The organism is Moraxella nonliquefaciens (assembly GCF_001679005.1).
Lineage (GTDB): Bacteria > Pseudomonadota > Gammaproteobacteria > Pseudomonadales > Moraxellaceae > Moraxella > Moraxella nonliquefaciens.
This window is the reverse complement of the sequence record NZ_LXTW01000037.1, coordinates 28013-43924: the sequence shown is the minus strand read 5'-3', so window position 1 is coordinate 43924 and position 15912 is coordinate 28013. Positions and strand designations below refer to the sequence as shown.

Sequence of the window (15912 nt, the reverse complement as noted above, 5' to 3'; positions counted from 1 at the left end):
CAAATTTGGCTTTGGCCATGATGTTTATCCTTTTAATGGGTGCAACAGCACAAGGTTAAATAAATGTTGGTTTTGGTCTGTCACTCACGGACAAACCAAAACGGATCTAAATAAGATGATTATGATTATTCATCATCATCTTTGGCAGTGAATTTTTTGATGATTTCATCAGCCACATTTTTGGGTGTTTCTTGGTATTTTGCAAATTGCATAGAGTAAGTTGCACGACCTTGAGACATAGAACGCATTTGCGTGGCATAACCGAACATTTCAGCAAGTGGCACTTCTGCACGGATGGCTTTGGTACCACCAGGCAAATCGTCCATACCCTGAACCACACCACGACGGCGATTTAGGTCACCCATGATATCGCCCATGTAGTCTTCTGGGGTCTCAACTTCCACTTTCATGATGGGTTCAAGCAGTGCAGGTGATGCTTGCATGAAACCCTTTTTAAATGCGATAGAACCCGCCATTTTAAACGACAGCTCATCGGAGTCAACATCATGATAAGAACCATCATACAAGGTTGCTTTAACGTTGACAACTGGATAACCTGCCAAAACGCCGTTTTTCATACGCTCTTGGATGCCTTTATCTACCGCACCGTGGTATTCTTTTGGCACCACACCACCTACAATCTCTTCGGTGAATTCATATTCCACATCACCTTCTGGATCAAGTGGTTCAAGACGCAACCAAACATGACCGAACTTACCACGACCACCTGTTTGACGGACAAACTTACCTTCAACTTCAACAGTTTGGCGGATGGTTTCACGATAGGCAACCTGTGGGGCACCGATATTTGCCTCAACACCAAATTCACGTTTCATACGGTCAACGATGATGTCAAGGTGCAATTCACCCATACCAGAGATGATGGTTTGACCACTCTCTTCATCTGTACGTACACGAAATGATGGGTCTTCTTTGGCAAGACGACCTAGGGCAGTAGACATTTTTTCTTGGTCGGCTTTGGTTTTTGGCTCAACCGCTAGGCTGATGACTGGGTCTGGAAACTCCATACGCTCCAAGGTAATGATGTTATCATTGTCACACAAGGTATCACCTGTGGTTACGTCTTTTAAGCCCACCAATGCCACGATATCGCCTGCACGAACCTCTTCAACTTCATTCTGGCTGTTGGCATGCATCTCAACGATACGACCGATGCGTTCACGTTTCATCTTAACAGGGTTATAAACGCTGTCACCTTGTTTTGCTACACCTGAGTAAACACGCACGAAAGTCAAATTACCTACATACTTATCGTTCATGATTTTAAATGCCAAAGCGGCAAATGGCGCATCGTCAGAAGACTCACGACTGCCTTCGGTTTCGTCTTTGTCATCTAGGATGCCTTTGATGGCTTCAACGTCAGTTGGGGCGGGCAAAAACTCAATGACCGCATCAAGCATACGCTGTACACCCTTGTTTTTAAAGGCAGTACCACAAAGCATCGGCTGGATTTCACATGCCAGTGTACGAGCACGAAGACCTGCTATGATATCCTCACGAGACAAGTCGCCCTCTTCTAGGTACTTATCCATTAATTCTTCTGATGACTCAGCAGCTGCTTCAATCATGTTATTACGCCACTCCTCAGCGACGTCCACTAAATCAGCAGGAATCTCGCCATACTCAAACTTCATGCCCTGAGATGCCACATCCCAAATAATGGATTTCATTTCAAGTAGGTCAACAACACCTTCAAAGTTATCTTCTGCACCAATTGGTATAACCACAGGTATGGGGTTACCACCTAGGCGAGTTTTAACTTGTTCAACCACACGGAAAAAGTTAGCGCCTGTTCTGTCCATTTTATTGACGAAAGCAAGACGAGGAACTTTGTATTTGTTGGCTTGACGCCATACAGTCTCTGACTGAGGCTGTACACCACCAACTGCACAATACACCATACACGCACCGTCAAGTACACGCATAGAACGCTCAACTTCAATGGTAAAGTCAACGTGACCGGGGGTGTCAATTAGGTTGATACGGTGTTCTGGAAATTGCTCAGACATGCCTGACCAAAAACACGTGGTCGCAGCAGAGGTGATGGTGATGCCACGCTCTTGCTCTTGCTCCATCCAGTCCATGGTAGCAGCACCTTCATGCACTTCACCAATTTTGTGGCTTTTACCTGTATAGAACAAAATACGCTCTGAGGTCGTGGTTTTACCTGCATCAATGTGAGCAGAAATACCGATATTACGGTATCTATTTAAGGGGGTTTTACGTGCCATAATTTTTCCTAGAAAAATTGCGAGTAATTGAACGTCGGTTTGCCATGACTAAAATACAATCATAACCTGACCATGACAAACGACTGATATTATTTGGCAAACCAAATATGCTCTTAATAAAATTAGAAGCGAAAGTGTGAGAATGCTTTGTTAGCATCAGCCATACGGTGAACATCATCACGTTTTTTGATGGCAGCACCTTTACCTTCAGCGGCGTCATTTAGCTCACCTGCTAAGCGTAGAGCCATAGACTTTTCAGAACGCTTAGCGGCAGCATCAGCCAACCAACGCATGGCTAGGGCAGTACGACGGGAGGGACGAACTTCCATAGGCACTTGGTAGGTAGCACCACCAACACGGCGAGCTTTAACTTCTACCGTTGGGCGAACACTTTCTAGCACTTCTTCAAAGAAAGTCACTGGGTCTTCGATCTTACGTTTGGCAGCAACGCTCTCTAACGCACCATAAACGATTTTTTCAGCGACTGATTTTTTACCATCAACCATCACATGATTGATGAATTTGGCGATGGTTTGGCTGCCAAACTTAGGGTCTGGTAGAATTTCACGGGCAGCAACGACACGACGTCTTGGCATAATAGTTCCTTATGTCTTCAGGGTAAATCTGGCATATCATCTTAAAACAAATCAAGCATTTAGCCAGCCTTACTGCATGATTGCGAGCATGGGATAGATTAACACACATCATCACAAACCATGCACAGGTAAATTTGGGTGAATGAGCTAATTACGCCTTAGGACGTTTAGCACCATATTTAGAACGACCTTGTTTACGGTCTTTAACACCTGCACAATCAAGTGCACCACGAACAGTGTGATAACGCACACCTGGCAAATCTTTTACACGACCACCACGAATAAGCACAACACTATGCTCTTGTAGGTTATGACCTTCACCGCCAATATAGCTAGAAACTTCATAGCCAGAGGTTAAACGGACACGGCATACTTTACGCATGGCTGAGTTTGGCTTTTTGGGGGTAGTAGTGTATACACGAGTACAAACGCCACGACGTTGTGGGCAAGCTTGTAGTGCAGGTACTTTTGACTTTTCAGTAATGGTCTTACGACCCTTACGGATAAGTTGGTTTGTGGTTGCCATAGGCAATATCTCCCGTTAATTAAAAATTTGTTCTTGGCAAATTTGATTGAATTTTAAACAAATTTACACAAAAAACACAATCATCCCAAATGGGATTTGGCATTATAATGGTTTTATTCAAAAAAATCAAGATATTTAAAACAACAAAGATTGAAACAAAGGCAAAACTCAATTTAAAACCGAGTTTTGCCTGCCCAGACTGCTTTATATTAATATTAATATTAATATTAATATTAATAATACAAAACCATCACTCACCGCTTTCATCGCCTTGATATTCAACACTTAGCATCTCATCTGCTTTAAAGGTTGCCATGGCAGTGCCAATGATTTCATCAATCAACCTATGATTATAATGTGCTGCCACACCAACCGCCGAAACAGCAACCAAACGATGTGACCAATGGGTGTTTAGCCCATTGATGTCTATGCCATATTTTTCAACCAATTTATCCAAATGAGTGAATTTTAGCAGTCCATCAAAGTCATCGATGTTGATGTTGGATGAGCTTAACTTAATCAGCTCTTCTTTTAAGCCATTCTCGCCTGCATAAACCAGTGTTTTTTTGGCAAGAGCAAGTGCTGTGAGAATGATTTGCTTTTCTTGCATTTTATCTAAATCCGCCCCTGACAGCACGCTGTATGCCATCTTAATCCCTTCTTTTTTCGTCAATGGCACACCATAAACCGCTGACAGCTGATACACTGTCCGCAGTGCTACAAGCAGCAGCCACGCTGTATCCATGACCACTCCTGTCAGTCCAAAAAAGCCCGTTACACCGCCAGCGGTTGCCAATGCTCGATTTTGATTGGCAAGGCTTTGAGCCAGTTCATCTTTTTGAGTGGAGCTGAGTGTTTTTGGATCAACAGGTAAAGTTCTAAGTGCCCATGCACGAGCCAATTCAGCGATTTTCTCGTACACGCTCTGTGAGATGGCATTTAACTTATCATCAGAGATGAATTTATCTGCCAAATGATGGGCCACCGTAACTTTTTTACCAAAGATGGATTTGACAAAACTCCCCCCAAGTGTTGAATTTTGGATATAAAAAGGATGTTTGGTTGTGGTGCTGTCATGCAAATCCACGCCTTGGTAGTTCTTATCTTGATAATTACGCCCTAAATAAGCACCTACCTTGGTAAGCAGTCCACCAATGCCACCGACATCATAATAATCAGAGGGATTGGTTGTAGAGTGATTTTGTTTGGCATCAACTTGATTATCTACCTTCTTTTGACCATCTTTTTTATCATCTTTATCTTCTTTGTCATCATTCAAACCATCACCATCAGAGACATCCAAATCATCTGGCTCATCGGTATTCACCACCGCACCGAGCTGTTTGGCAAGTTCATCAATCTTATTTTGGGCAGTCTCTTTGGCAACTTGTTGGGCGGTTGGGGTGTTGGTATCGTCATCTTTGTCATCAAAGCCTACCACCGAACCAATGCTTTTAGTGAGTTCATCAATCTTGTCCCAAGCAGTTTCTTTGACGTCTTGGGCAACTTGTTGGGCAGTTTCTTTGACGTCTTGGGCAGTTTCTTTGGCAACTTGTTGGGCGGTTGGGGTGTTGGTATCGTCATCTTTGTCATCAAAGCCTACCACCGAACCAATGCTTTTGGTGAGTTCATCAATCTTGTCCCAAGCAGTTTCTTTGACGTCTTGGGCAACCTGTTGTGCAGTTTCTTTGACGTCTTGGGCAGTTTCTTTGGCGTCTTGGGCAGTCTCTTTGGCAACTTGTTGGGCGGTTTGGGTGTTGGCATCGTCATCTTTGTCATCAAAGCCTACCGCCGAACCAATGCTTTTGGTGAGTTCATCAATCTTGTCCCAAGCAGTTTCTTTGACGTCTTGGGCAGTTTCTTTGATGTCATCTATTTTACTATCTTTACTGTCATCACTGTCATCACTGTCATCATTTGAGCTTGTATCATCGCTGATTTTATCAAACTTTTGGGCAACCTTAGTATCCAAGCCTTTATTTAAATTTTTATCATCAAATTTGTTAAAACTCTGGGATTGTTCGTCATTATCTGTATCTGACTCTGTATCCGATGGCAGTTTTACCACTGCCACATCAGAAACAGACGTATTGGCAATGTCAATATTATCCGCCACCACTTCCATGTCATCAAGTGCTTTTTGAGTGCTGTTACTTTGATCAACATAATCATCTATAACGCTGGTAGTGGTTTTTGATTTGTTTGATGTTTTGTTTGAATTTGCCATGAGTACTCCTTTAAAATTAAAAGTCAAAATTGGGGCATTGTTGAGATTGAAAAATATCAAAATAAAATACAATATATAGAATATCATAACAAATTATCAAAAAATTACTGTGCTAAATTGTAAAGCAACGCTACAAAATGTAAAGTTCCTCACCCATCGCTACCACACTTTACCAACAACTTCGCTTCAAGTGCCTACCAACCTTACACCAACCTAAGCTAACCCATCATTTTTGTAAATAAACAATAAAAACGATAGGTGATTGGTAGATTTTATCTTATAATGGGGATGCGTTAAATTTTTTTTAATTTTTAAAATTTGCATGAACACATGAACGAACATTTTTCATTACAAATACATGCAAATACAAAAGTTCAAAAGTTCAACACACCTTAATTTCATTTGCCTTTTTGTATTTTTGTCATGTTGTCATCCACCGAAGCACGCTTGGCGGTCTTAATTGATGCTGATAACGCATCCACAAGCCATCTTGAAGCACTCATGAATGAGATTGCCACGCTTGGGAGAGCCTCGGTTCGTCGTGCTTATGGCGACTGGACAAAGCCACAGCTTGCCAGTTGGAAAAGTGTATTATTACCCCATTCCATTCAACCCATGCAACAATTCGCCTACACCTCAGGCAAAAATGCCACTGATTCAAGCCTGATTATTGATGCCATGGATTTGCTTTATACTGAGCGTTTTGATGGGTTTTGTCTGATATCATCTGACAGTGATTATACACGTCTAGCCCAACGTATCCGTGAACAGGGGCTAATGGTATATGGCTTTGGCAAACAGCACACGCCCAAACCATTCATGCAGGCCTGCGACCGCTTTACCTATCTGGAAATCTTTGAAGAACAAAACAAAAACAGCGATGTGGATTTTTATGATTCAGCTGACATGCTGTTTTCCAAAGACAATCAGTTCAAACCGATGGATGTGGCAATCGCTTTGGTCAAAAATGCCATCGCCACCATGGCGGATGAACATGGTTGGGCAAACATAGCCCCTGTCAAAAACTACATTTTAAAAGTTGAACCTGATTTTGATGCTCGTCTGTTCCATTATGATAAATTTAGCGATTTTTTAAAAGCATATCCTCGCTACTTTGAGCTGACCGAACGTTATCCTAATGATAATAATCACAAAGTGGTATTTGTGCGTAACCGTGGCAGCAATCTGCTTGCCGATGCTGAGTTGACCATTTGATGAAACGAGTGTTTTTGGGGGGCAGTTTTGACCCTGTGCATGATGGGCATTTGGGCATGATATGCCTTGTACACCAACGTTTATCATCTTTGGATTTGCCCTATGTCATCTCTTTTTTGCCCACCGCAGGCAACCCTTTTAAAAGCATGCCTACCAACTCCGACCACCGCCTAAATATGCTGTCTCTGGCTTGTGATTTGCTTCAAAATCAAAGCATTAATATAAGCATTGACACAACAGAAATCCACCAAATACCGCCTATTTACACCATAGATACAGTACAGACCCTAGCACAACGTTATCCCACAGATGAGCGTATTTTTGTCATGGGTGGCGACAGTTTGGCAAATTTACATATGTGGAAAAATTATGAAAAGATTTTAACACACATCAAAATTTGGGCATTTGCTAGAAAAGGCAAAGGCAATGATGACATCGCTTTGAATGTTCTGGCAAGGATGACGGATGATTTTGATGACTTTTTAAAAGATAAAGCCATCTTTTATGACAAATCGCCTGTGCCTGCCATATCATCCACCCAAATCAGGCAAGCCATCACAGACGCCAAACAGCCACCCCATTTGCCAGAGCCGATTTTTGATTACATTAAAAACCACCAACTTTATAAAACTGTGCTATAATAGATGGTTAAATATTAATTTTAAGCAATCATGACCACACACAACTTATCCTTAGATGAACAAATCAGGCTCGTAACCATCGCCTTGGACGACCTAAAAGCTCAAGAAATTACCGTGATGACGGTTGAACACTTAACCGAGATTGCCGAACGTATCATTATCGCCAACGCTACCTCAAAACGTCATGTCAAAGCACTTGCTGATAAACTAGGAGCAGTTGCCAAAGAAGCAGGACTTATGCCACTGGGGCGTGAAGGTGATAAAGACAGCGACTGGACGCTTGTGGATTTGGGGCGTATCGTGGTGCATATCATGACCCCACAGGCTCGTGAGTTCTATGATTTAGAAGGGCTGTGGTCATCGCCAGAAGCCTTGCAAACATTGACCATGCAAAAGGCATAATAAAAACATAACATAAAAGGCATAAAGTTCATCTTAGATTACCCCAAAAGTTGGTCATCTGTCTGATTTTTGAGGCGTTTGGGCATGAGTAAGATAATTTGGGCATGATTAAGATAAGATGATGGATTTTTGATACAACAAATCCATGTTAATCCATACTAATCTATGTTATCGCACACTATAATACCATTCATGACTTACCCCAAAGCCAACTTCCATCAGGCTTGCCAATATCCGCCCTGTCAATCCCCACACAATCTCAGGCATGCTGCCATCACAATCATAGACCCATGCAGGGGTGTGTAGCTTGGCGATGCTGTTACTTGGTCTGTCAAAAACAAAATCCACAGGCTTGGTGTATAGCACATCAAGTGGTAGCCAAAACAGTCGTGCAATCTCATCACCGTTTGGCATGAGCGTATCCATCACATCAGAAGAGATGCTCGCCATCACAGGACGGACAAGCAAGCCCTTTTGGGATATTTGCATGGGCAAATATCCCAAAATATCAGCATCTGTCTCATTTAGCCCCACCTCCTCACATGCTTCACGTAAGGCGACATCAGCCGAACTCTTATCTGTCTTATCACGCTTACCACCAACAAGCGACACCTCCCCTGCATGGCTACTAAGATGATTTGACCGCCTTGTCAGTAGGAGTTTGGGTTTTGGTTCGTCTGTAATAACTAAAAGCACACATGCCTGTGGTAAAGGGTTTGAAGCTAACAGCACCTCATATCGCTTTATCGCTTGCTTGCGTATCAGTGCTGTCAAAAGCTCGTTATTGTCAATAAAGGATAAAATATCCGCCCCACAATAAGCACCCAAAGCCTGCGATAACGCATAAAAACGATGCGATGTTGACACATTGACCGTTTGTTTATCAATAAAATTATTTGTCATTTTGGTTATTTTCATTTAAACTTATGATATTTGGCTTATCATACCATCATGCCCTTTTGTTTACAATGCGGTCAGCCCGCTACGCATGCCATACCAAACGGCGACACTCGCCAACGTTTGGTATGTACATCGTGTGCTTATATTCATTATGAGAACCCCAAGATGATTTGTGGGGTGCTTGCCATTCATCAAGGCAAAATTTTACTGTGCCGACGTGCCATAGAGCCACGTTATGGGCTATGGACACTGCCTGCTGGTTTTATGGAAAACGGTGAAACCATGGCGGATGGGGCAAAACGTGAAACAGCAGAAGAGGCCGATGGCGTGGCGGTTGATTTAAAATTATACACCCTATTTGATGTACCGCAATGGGGACAAATTCATGCCATGTATCTTGCCAACCTACAAGATGGTAAATTTGGTGTGGGCATAGAAAGCTTAGAATGTGGACTGTTCTACCCCGATGAGATAGACATGAAAAACCTAGCATTTGAGACAGTCAAACAAACCATTGAATATTATGTAACGGATAAAGTAGCACTACAAAGACTGGGCAAGGACAGCGATGATTTTGGTAATTATCCCTTGCATGAAATTTGTATACCCAATCAACAGTTTTAACGTCATAAAACATACCGCACAGCCTAAGTGGTGCTAATGACAAATTTGACAACTGTTAAACCGATGATTTGGCTATCGGTTGAGACAATTTTATTGTTAAGATAACAATTTTATGTTATCATATTCAGGGAATTGCTACCCTTTTGCTTTTTAAAATACAAATTGCGTCATATTGTGTTAAAGCGAAAGGGGGCATACCCTAAATTTTTAAGAGATTTTTGATATGAATATGAAAGCAAAGTCATCCATCGCAATTACCATGTTGGCAATATTGTCACTGACCGCTTGTAACAACGCAGACAACAGTGCAACTCAAAGCAGTACCGTCCAAGAAGAGGTCAGCACTCAAACCGTTGAACAGCCTACAATTGATGAAAGCCAACAACCTGAGGTAACTGTCGCCGATGGTGTGGGTGTGTTGCCTCAATCTGCTTATTCTGGCATGTTGCCTTGTGCTGATTGTCCAGGCATTCAGACCAATTTGACGCTAAATGCTGATGGCACATTTGTGATGGAACAAGAATACCTAGATAAGCCTGATGGTCAAATAACAACCAAAGGAACTTATGACATCAATGGTTTGGATAACAGATATGTATTGCTACATCCAGAGGGTCAATCTGACATACCTCCTTATTTGATTTATATGGATAAAGACACCATAGAATTTCGTGATGTAGAAAATGGTGAAGAACCTGCTCCGACTCATACCTTAAATTTAGTGTCTTGATTTAGCGATTTAGCATTTAATCGCATCTTGTTTGTCTGCCCATTGCTCATGGTTTTGGTAATTTTTGCAACAGATGGGTGAAATCCAAAAAACATCAACAAATATCGCCCTAATTGGGGCGTTTTTGTTTTTGAAACACTGTTTTGGTTTATCGCTAATTTGTCATTGTTGCCTTTTTAAGGATGACATGTTTGATGGGCTAAAAAATAAGGTTGGTTTGGTAAAATTGCATGAATCATACTTTACGAAGATGGCTTAATACTGTCTTTGCTGAACGCTCAATGTCAGCCACATTAAGCCCACGTACTATCATGACAAGCCGAGAGATGTCATCATACCACATGGGTGTGGGCAGATGCTCTGGTGGATACAGGCAATGCTGAACGCCTTGTAGAAGTATGGGCTTGTCAATACCTTGTAAGTGTAGCACCCCTTTTAGGCGTAGAACATGCTCACCATATTGGTCCAACAGCAGGCTAAGCCATAATCCAAAAGCAAGCCAATCAATGGGCTTATCAAAACTTAGGAGCAGACTTTGGGTTTTGGCATGGATGTCCTGTTCGCTTTTTAGAAAAAATGTGGATTTGGGCAAAACATCAAAGGTCTTGGTAAATAAAGCCTGCATGTTAATAAAATCATCCACATGCACTTCGATGGCATCAGGATTAACCTCATTTATGAGCGTTTGGAGGTAAATCATGTCATTTGTCTGGCACAAATCGGTCTTTGATAGCACATACTGCTGGCAGGCGATGACTTGTGGCAACCATTCTGGGGCGGTGGTTGCTTGGATGCGGGCGTGTTGAGCATCAATGATGGCAGTCATGCCATGTAGGACGAATCGCCCTTTTAGGTGCATATCTTGGGTTAGGGTGGATAAGATGGATGCAGGATTGGCAAGTCCTGTGGTCTCGATGAGTATTTTATCAAAGACAAGGGTATCTTTGTTTAAATCAAGTGTGGACAACAAAGTATCTTTTAGGTCAGTAAGCACAGTACAGCACATACACCCTGATGAGAGCAGATAGGTATTGTCATTGATGGGTTTGACCAACAAATCATCCAACCCCACTTCACCAAATTCATTGATAAGCACCAAAGTTTTGGCATTTTGGTCGTTTTTTAGGATTTGCTGGATAAAGGTGGTTTTGCCACTGCCCAAAAATCCTGTAACAATATGTATGGGAATTTTGTTCACGGGCATGCTTCCAAAGCATGCAAAAAGTGCCCATCTAGTACATCAATGGGTCTGCCTGTTAGTGTATGAATTTGTCCCCACAGCTCACCCAATCCATTTGCTATGGCTTGCTTACCTGTTGGGGTTTGTACCAAATAATTCACACCATGAACATCAAAGATTTGTATGCGATGAGATTTGACAAGGGCATTGATGAGTTTAAGTCTGCGATAACGCTCTTGGCGAGAGGGCAAATCAGATAAACTTGCTGTCCAGTCACTTTGTTCTTCAATAAGACCACACAATCCACACATGGAGACATTCTCACTATGCTATCATATCATCAAGGCAGATGCCCTAAGTGCGTCTTATTAAGCTTACACCTAACAAGATGCCTTAGGCGACACTATTTAAATCGTTATTTTTGACGAGGGCAACGTTTGGCAAAGTCATCGGCGATTTGGTTCATCGTTACGAATTTGACACCTTCATGAGCTTTAAAATGCTTAATCAAGCGTTCAAGCATGAGCAGTACTTGCGGACGCCCCGACACATCAGGATGGATGGTGATGGGGAAAACAGCATAATCCATCTCACGATACACCCAGTCAAACTGGTCTTGCCACATTTGTTCTAGATGGCGTGGGTTGACAAAGCCATGTGAGTTTGGTGATTTTTTGATGAACATCATTGGGGGCAAATCATCCAAATACCAGTTGGCAGGAATCTCAATCAAATCCGTCTCTTGTCCACGTACCAACGGTTTCATCCATGTATCGGGGTGCTGACTGTAATCAATCTTTGTCCAACTGTCGCCCACACGCACATAATAAGGTGTAAAGTCATTGTGCATGAGACTGTGGTCGTATTTGATGCCTTTTTCAAGCAAAAGTTCATTGGTAACAGGGCTAAACTCCCACCACGGTGCAACATAACCTGTTGGGGCTTTACCAGACAGTTCGCTAATCAAGGCAAAGGACTTATCTAGTACCGCCTGCTCCTGCTCATAAGTCATGGCAATGGGATTTTCGTGGCTGTATCCATGAATGCCAATCTCATGCCCTGCATCAGCAACCATTTGCATTTGTTTGGGGAAGGTTTCTACCGAATGACCAGGGATGAACCATGAGGTCGTCAAACCCTCTTTGTCAAACAAATCAAGCAAGCGTGGCGTACCCACTTCACCAGCAAACAGCCCACGAGAGATGTCATCTGGCGAGTCTTCACCGCCATACGAACCAAGCCAACCTGCCACCGCATCAACATCAACGCCAATGGACACAAAGATTTGTTTTGCCATAACAGCTCCTTAGAAAATACAGACCATCTTGTAATTAAAATTTGTGGGACATATCTACCTGCAACGCTTTAAAACGGCTTAACCACCACCAAAATCACCACCGCAATCAGAATAAATACAGGAATTTCATTAAACCACCGCCAGTAGACATGCGTTTTTAGCTTGGGGTTGTCAATAAGACGAATACGAAAACGACCACAAGCAATGTGATACACGGTAAGTAAAATAACAAGCGTGATTTTGGCATGTAACCAACCTTGGGTTTTATAGACCTGCCAATTCATGACAACCATTGACAGCCCTAACAACCATGTTACCATCATGGATGGATTCATGATGCCACGATAGAGCTTACGTTCCATGATGGCAAATCGCTCTTGGCTGATTTTATCTTCACTCATGGCATGATAAACAAACAGCCGTGGCAAATAAAAAATCCCTGCAAACCAACACACCATGGCGATGATGTGTAGGGCTTTGATGTATAAAAACACGGCAATTGGCTTAGTTGGCAGTAGGTACAGTCAGATACTTTGAGATGATTCTGTCAATCTCACCTGACTGTTGTAGGTTATCAATGCCTGCGTTAATCTTATCTAATAATTCTTGGTCGCCTTTTTGGGTATAGATGACAATATCGGCTGCATTAGGGGTCTTGTCATATTCTACCACGTTCATCTGATAGTCAGGATAATTGGCGGCAATGTGTTCTAAAAAATATTTGTCTTGTAATACAGCATCATACTTTTGTTGAATCAATCCTTGATATAGCTGAAAGACAGTTTCTACCGCTTCGTGTGAAGCAGGAGCAAGTTCATTAATCATCTTCTCTTGTGTGGTGTCTTTCATGGTCGCCACACGCAAGGGTTTTAGGCTTGCAACGTCTGTCACTGTAAGATTAGGTTGGTGCATGATGACAGATGGGTTTTGTAAGTAAGCATTGGTAGGATTAAATTTGGCAATGCGTTCAGGAGATGGGGACAGACCGCTAATCACCGCTTGATATTTGCCTGATTCTAAGCCTGGCAACATATCAACAAACACCTCTTTGTGTAATTCCACCTTAAAGCCTTGGTTTTCACCAATGGCATGTATGATATCCACATCTATACCAGTTAAAGTGCCTTTTTCATCTAAAAAAGTCAAAGGTGGTAAAACGCCCGATGTAACAACTCTGACCACGGGCGCATCACTGGGTAGATTGCTCGGTATTTGTTCGCTGGTGGTTGTGGGCTGACTTTCTGTTGAGACAGGCGTTTCGGTGGGTTTGTCCGTGCATCCAAATAATCCTGCACATAAGACAAAAGAAAGTGTTATTTTTTTCATGGTAAATCCAAGGTGCTGATAGATGTGGACACGTATTTTAACAAACCTTTAAGAATTTTGCACGATAATAATTGTTTTTTATTGTAATTACAAAAATAATAAATTTTTATTTATTATCAAATCCATGCCCTCACTCTACTGCCGTTATACCAATGACGGACAATCCTGTGGCAAATCATCACATTCATCACACTCTGCCCTGCCTGTCATGGCATTGATGATTTTGGGTTTGGGGGTAGGTTTTTGAGCGATAAGCCCAAGCATCGCCATGAGTCTATCATCATTAGCTTGCGATTGATTGGTTGTGGTCAAAAGCTTATCACCATAAAAAAACGAATTTGCCCCTGCCATAAATGCCAATGCCTGTTCGCCATCGGTAAGACTCTCACGTCCCGCTGACAGGCGTACGTAGCTTGTTGGACAACAAATGCGAGTTACCGCAATCGTACGTATCCATTCAATGACGGACAATCTACCCTCTTGTAGCACCTTATCGCCCAGTGGTGTGCCTTTGATGGGGACGAGTAAGTTCACAGGAATGGACTGGGGCGGTATGGGCATGGCGGTCAGCTCATGTATCCAGTCTATCCTATCATCACGACTCTCTCCCATGCCCACAATTGAGCCGCTGCATACATTAATGCCTGCATTACGCACATATTCTAAGGTTTCTAAACGGTCATCATATGAACGGGTGCTACTTACTTGACCATAATAATTACGAGATGTATCAAGGTTGTGATTATAATAATCAAGTCCCGCCTCTGCCAGTGTCTGGGCTTGGTCAGGTTTTAGCATGCCGAGCGTCATGCACGTCTCCAAGCCTAACGCTTTGACCTCACGGATAAGCTCCACAAGGTAAGGCATATCCTTGGCTGATGGGTGTTTCCACGCCGCCCCCATACAAAAGCGAGATGAGCCTGACATTTTGGCACGCTTGGCTGATGCCAGAACCTTTTGGATTTCAAGGCGTTTTTCGGCGACCAGTCCTGTTTTATCACGATGATGTCCTGACTGTGAACAGTAGCCACAATCCTCAGGACAGTTACCTGTTTTGATGGATAGTAGCGTGCTGATTTGTACCTCGTTGGCATTAAAATGCCTGCGATGAACACTTTGGGCGTGCATGAGCAAATCCATGAGCGGTAAATCAAACAGATGAGCGATGTCCTGACGAGTGATTGGCTTGGCTGGCAACATGATTTCTCCCCAATCAATGATGACCTAATCGGTGAATAAATGATTATTTTAAAAAATAAGTGAATGATTGTAAAGTTTTTTGTGGTTTTATAAATGACATGGTCAAAAAAGACGGCATTATCTGCCGTCTTTTGATTGTGTGGTACTGCCTATGCCATTTGACCGTTTAGTAGCTCTTGCACGCTTTGCGATGTTTTGTTGATGTCATGAAAGACCATACCCAGTTTGGCACTTGGGCATGCCATGACAGTCAATAGTAAGTTCTTGGCCGTGGCACTGACGATGACATAGCCTGCTTTACTTTGCACAATCACACGTTCACTTTTGTTGCCAAGTAGCGTCTCAATCATGCGTTCACTGACTGACAGTAAGGCAGCACTCATGGCACTGATGCGTTCTTCGTTGACCGCCACAGGCAGATGTGATGCCATCATCATGCCATCGTCGGTGATGATGGCTGAGGCTTCAATTTCAGCAGAGTTGGCATGTAATTCATCTAGGATGTTGTTAAATTGAGTAATGTCTAGCATGGTTTAGCTCCCCCATTTTGCACATTTGTGTTCTGACACACAAAAACCAATGCGATAGATAATAGACAAGATAAACTAATTAAAAAAACAAATTATAAAAATTATCATCGTTTATTAAATTAATTAATATCAAGTCTTGTCATTATACACCCCATACGTTCAAATGCAAGTCATTTTTGGAGAAATCCATAAAAATTTTAATGAATTTATCATGATATAAGTTATTGATAAATATGAATTAAAATTCGTCAATGTTTATTAATATT

The 15912-nt window shown here is 42.3% G+C and carries 17 protein-coding genes; 5 read left to right on the top strand and 12 right to left on the bottom strand.

Annotated features, from left to right (window positions below; translation table 11 throughout):
• Nucleotides 1-125: 125 nt before the first annotated feature.
• The 4 genes from fusA to A7456_RS10770 all read right to left on the bottom strand — a co-directional run bounded on the left by fusA (nt 126) and on the right by A7456_RS10770 (nt 5601).
• Nucleotides 126-2252 carry an elongation factor G gene (fusA, locus tag A7456_RS10785; RefSeq protein ID WP_067010573.1) on the bottom strand — a complete coding sequence of 709 codons (2127 nt, stop codon included), beginning with the start codon at nt 2250-2252 and terminating at the stop codon, nt 126-128.
• A 122-nt stretch (nt 2253-2374) separates the two neighbouring features.
• Nucleotides 2375-2848 carry a 30S ribosomal protein S7 gene (gene rpsG, locus A7456_RS10780; protein WP_067010570.1) on the bottom strand — a complete coding sequence of 158 codons (474 nt, stop codon included), beginning with the start codon at nt 2846-2848 and terminating at the stop codon, nt 2375-2377.
• Between the two features lie 151 nt (nt 2849-2999).
• Entirely contained in the window at nt 3000-3374 is a 375-nt protein-coding gene (rpsL, locus tag A7456_RS10775; protein WP_029102685.1) for a 30S ribosomal protein S12, read from the bottom strand.
• 250 nt (nt 3375-3624) lie between these two features.
• Entirely contained in the window at nt 3625-5601 is a 1977-nt protein-coding gene (locus tag A7456_RS10770; protein WP_067010567.1) for an EcsC family protein, read from the bottom strand.
• A gap of 423 nt (nt 5602-6024) precedes the next feature.
• On the opposite strand from A7456_RS10770, the gene A7456_RS10765 reads away from it, so the two are divergent.
• The 3 genes from A7456_RS10765 to rsfS are packed head-to-tail and all read left to right on the top strand — an operon-like array spanning nt 6025 to nt 7859.
• Complete coding sequence (locus A7456_RS10765; RefSeq protein ID WP_066884961.1) at nt 6025-6816, top strand: NYN domain-containing protein; 792 nt, start codon at nt 6025-6027, stop codon at nt 6814-6816.
• Complete coding sequence (gene nadD, locus A7456_RS10760) at nt 6816-7457, top strand: nicotinate (nicotinamide) nucleotide adenylyltransferase (RefSeq protein ID WP_067010564.1); 642 nt, start codon at nt 6816-6818, stop codon at nt 7455-7457. Before A7456_RS10765 ends, nadD begins: the two co-directional genes overlap by 1 nt.
• Nucleotides 7458-7487: 30 nt before the next feature.
• On the top strand, nt 7488-7859 hold the full coding sequence (gene rsfS, locus A7456_RS10755) for a ribosome silencing factor (RefSeq protein WP_067010561.1): 372 nt from the start codon (nt 7488-7490) through the stop codon (nt 7857-7859).
• Between the two features lie 168 nt (nt 7860-8027).
• Here the strand turns inward: rsfS and A7456_RS10750 are convergent, their stop codons facing one another.
• Nucleotides 8028-8762: an NUDIX hydrolase gene (locus A7456_RS10750; protein WP_227713280.1), complete on the bottom strand. Its 735-nt coding sequence runs from the start codon at nt 8760-8762 to the stop codon at nt 8028-8030.
• Nucleotides 8763-8810: 48 nt separating this feature from the next.
• Here A7456_RS10750 and A7456_RS10745 point away from each other — a divergent pair, with 48 nt between their 5' ends.
• The gene (locus A7456_RS10745) at nt 8811-9383 is read left to right on the top strand and encodes an NUDIX hydrolase (RefSeq protein WP_067010555.1); all 573 of its coding nucleotides are present in this window, start codon (nt 8811-8813) and stop codon (nt 9381-9383) included.
• Between the two features lie 223 nt (nt 9384-9606).
• The gene (locus tag A7456_RS10740; protein ID WP_227713279.1) at nt 9607-10113 is read left to right on the top strand and encodes a copper resistance protein NlpE; all 507 of its coding nucleotides are present in this window, start codon (nt 9607-9609) and stop codon (nt 10111-10113) included.
• Between the two features lie 235 nt (nt 10114-10348).
• Here A7456_RS10740 and A7456_RS10730 read toward each other — a convergent pair whose 3' ends face one another.
• The 7 genes from A7456_RS10730 to A7456_RS10700 all read right to left on the bottom strand — a co-directional run bounded on the left by A7456_RS10730 (nt 10349) and on the right by A7456_RS10700 (nt 15646).
• Nucleotides 10349-11317: a CobW family GTP-binding protein gene (locus tag A7456_RS10730; RefSeq protein WP_067010545.1), complete on the bottom strand. Its 969-nt coding sequence runs from the start codon at nt 11315-11317 to the stop codon at nt 10349-10351.
• Nucleotides 11308-11604, bottom strand: coding sequence for a hypothetical protein (locus A7456_RS10725; protein ID WP_066884977.1), 297 nt, complete (start codon nt 11602-11604; stop codon nt 11308-11310). Before A7456_RS10725 ends, A7456_RS10730 begins: the two co-directional genes overlap by 10 nt.
• 104 nt (nt 11605-11708) lie before the next feature.
• Complete coding sequence (locus tag A7456_RS10720) at nt 11709-12590, bottom strand: polysaccharide deacetylase family protein (RefSeq protein WP_066884981.1); 882 nt, start codon at nt 12588-12590, stop codon at nt 11709-11711.
• 68 nt (nt 12591-12658) lie between these two features.
• On the bottom strand, nt 12659-13105 hold the full coding sequence (hemJ, locus tag A7456_RS10715) for a protoporphyrinogen oxidase HemJ (protein ID WP_275436947.1): 447 nt from the start codon (nt 13103-13105) through the stop codon (nt 12659-12661).
• The gene (locus A7456_RS10710) at nt 13095-13916 is read right to left on the bottom strand and encodes a substrate-binding periplasmic protein (protein WP_067010542.1); all 822 of its coding nucleotides are present in this window, start codon (nt 13914-13916) and stop codon (nt 13095-13097) included. Before A7456_RS10710 ends, hemJ begins: the two co-directional genes overlap by 11 nt.
• A gap of 144 nt (nt 13917-14060) precedes the next feature.
• On the bottom strand, nt 14061-15116 hold the full coding sequence (gene bioB / locus A7456_RS10705; RefSeq protein ID WP_067010538.1) for a biotin synthase BioB: 1056 nt from the start codon (nt 15114-15116) through the stop codon (nt 14061-14063).
• Between the two features lie 149 nt (nt 15117-15265).
• Nucleotides 15266-15646, bottom strand: a complete 381-nt coding sequence (locus A7456_RS10700; protein ID WP_067010535.1) for a roadblock/LC7 domain-containing protein — start codon at nt 15644-15646, stop codon at nt 15266-15268.
• Between the last annotated feature and the right edge of the window lie 266 nt (nt 15647-15912).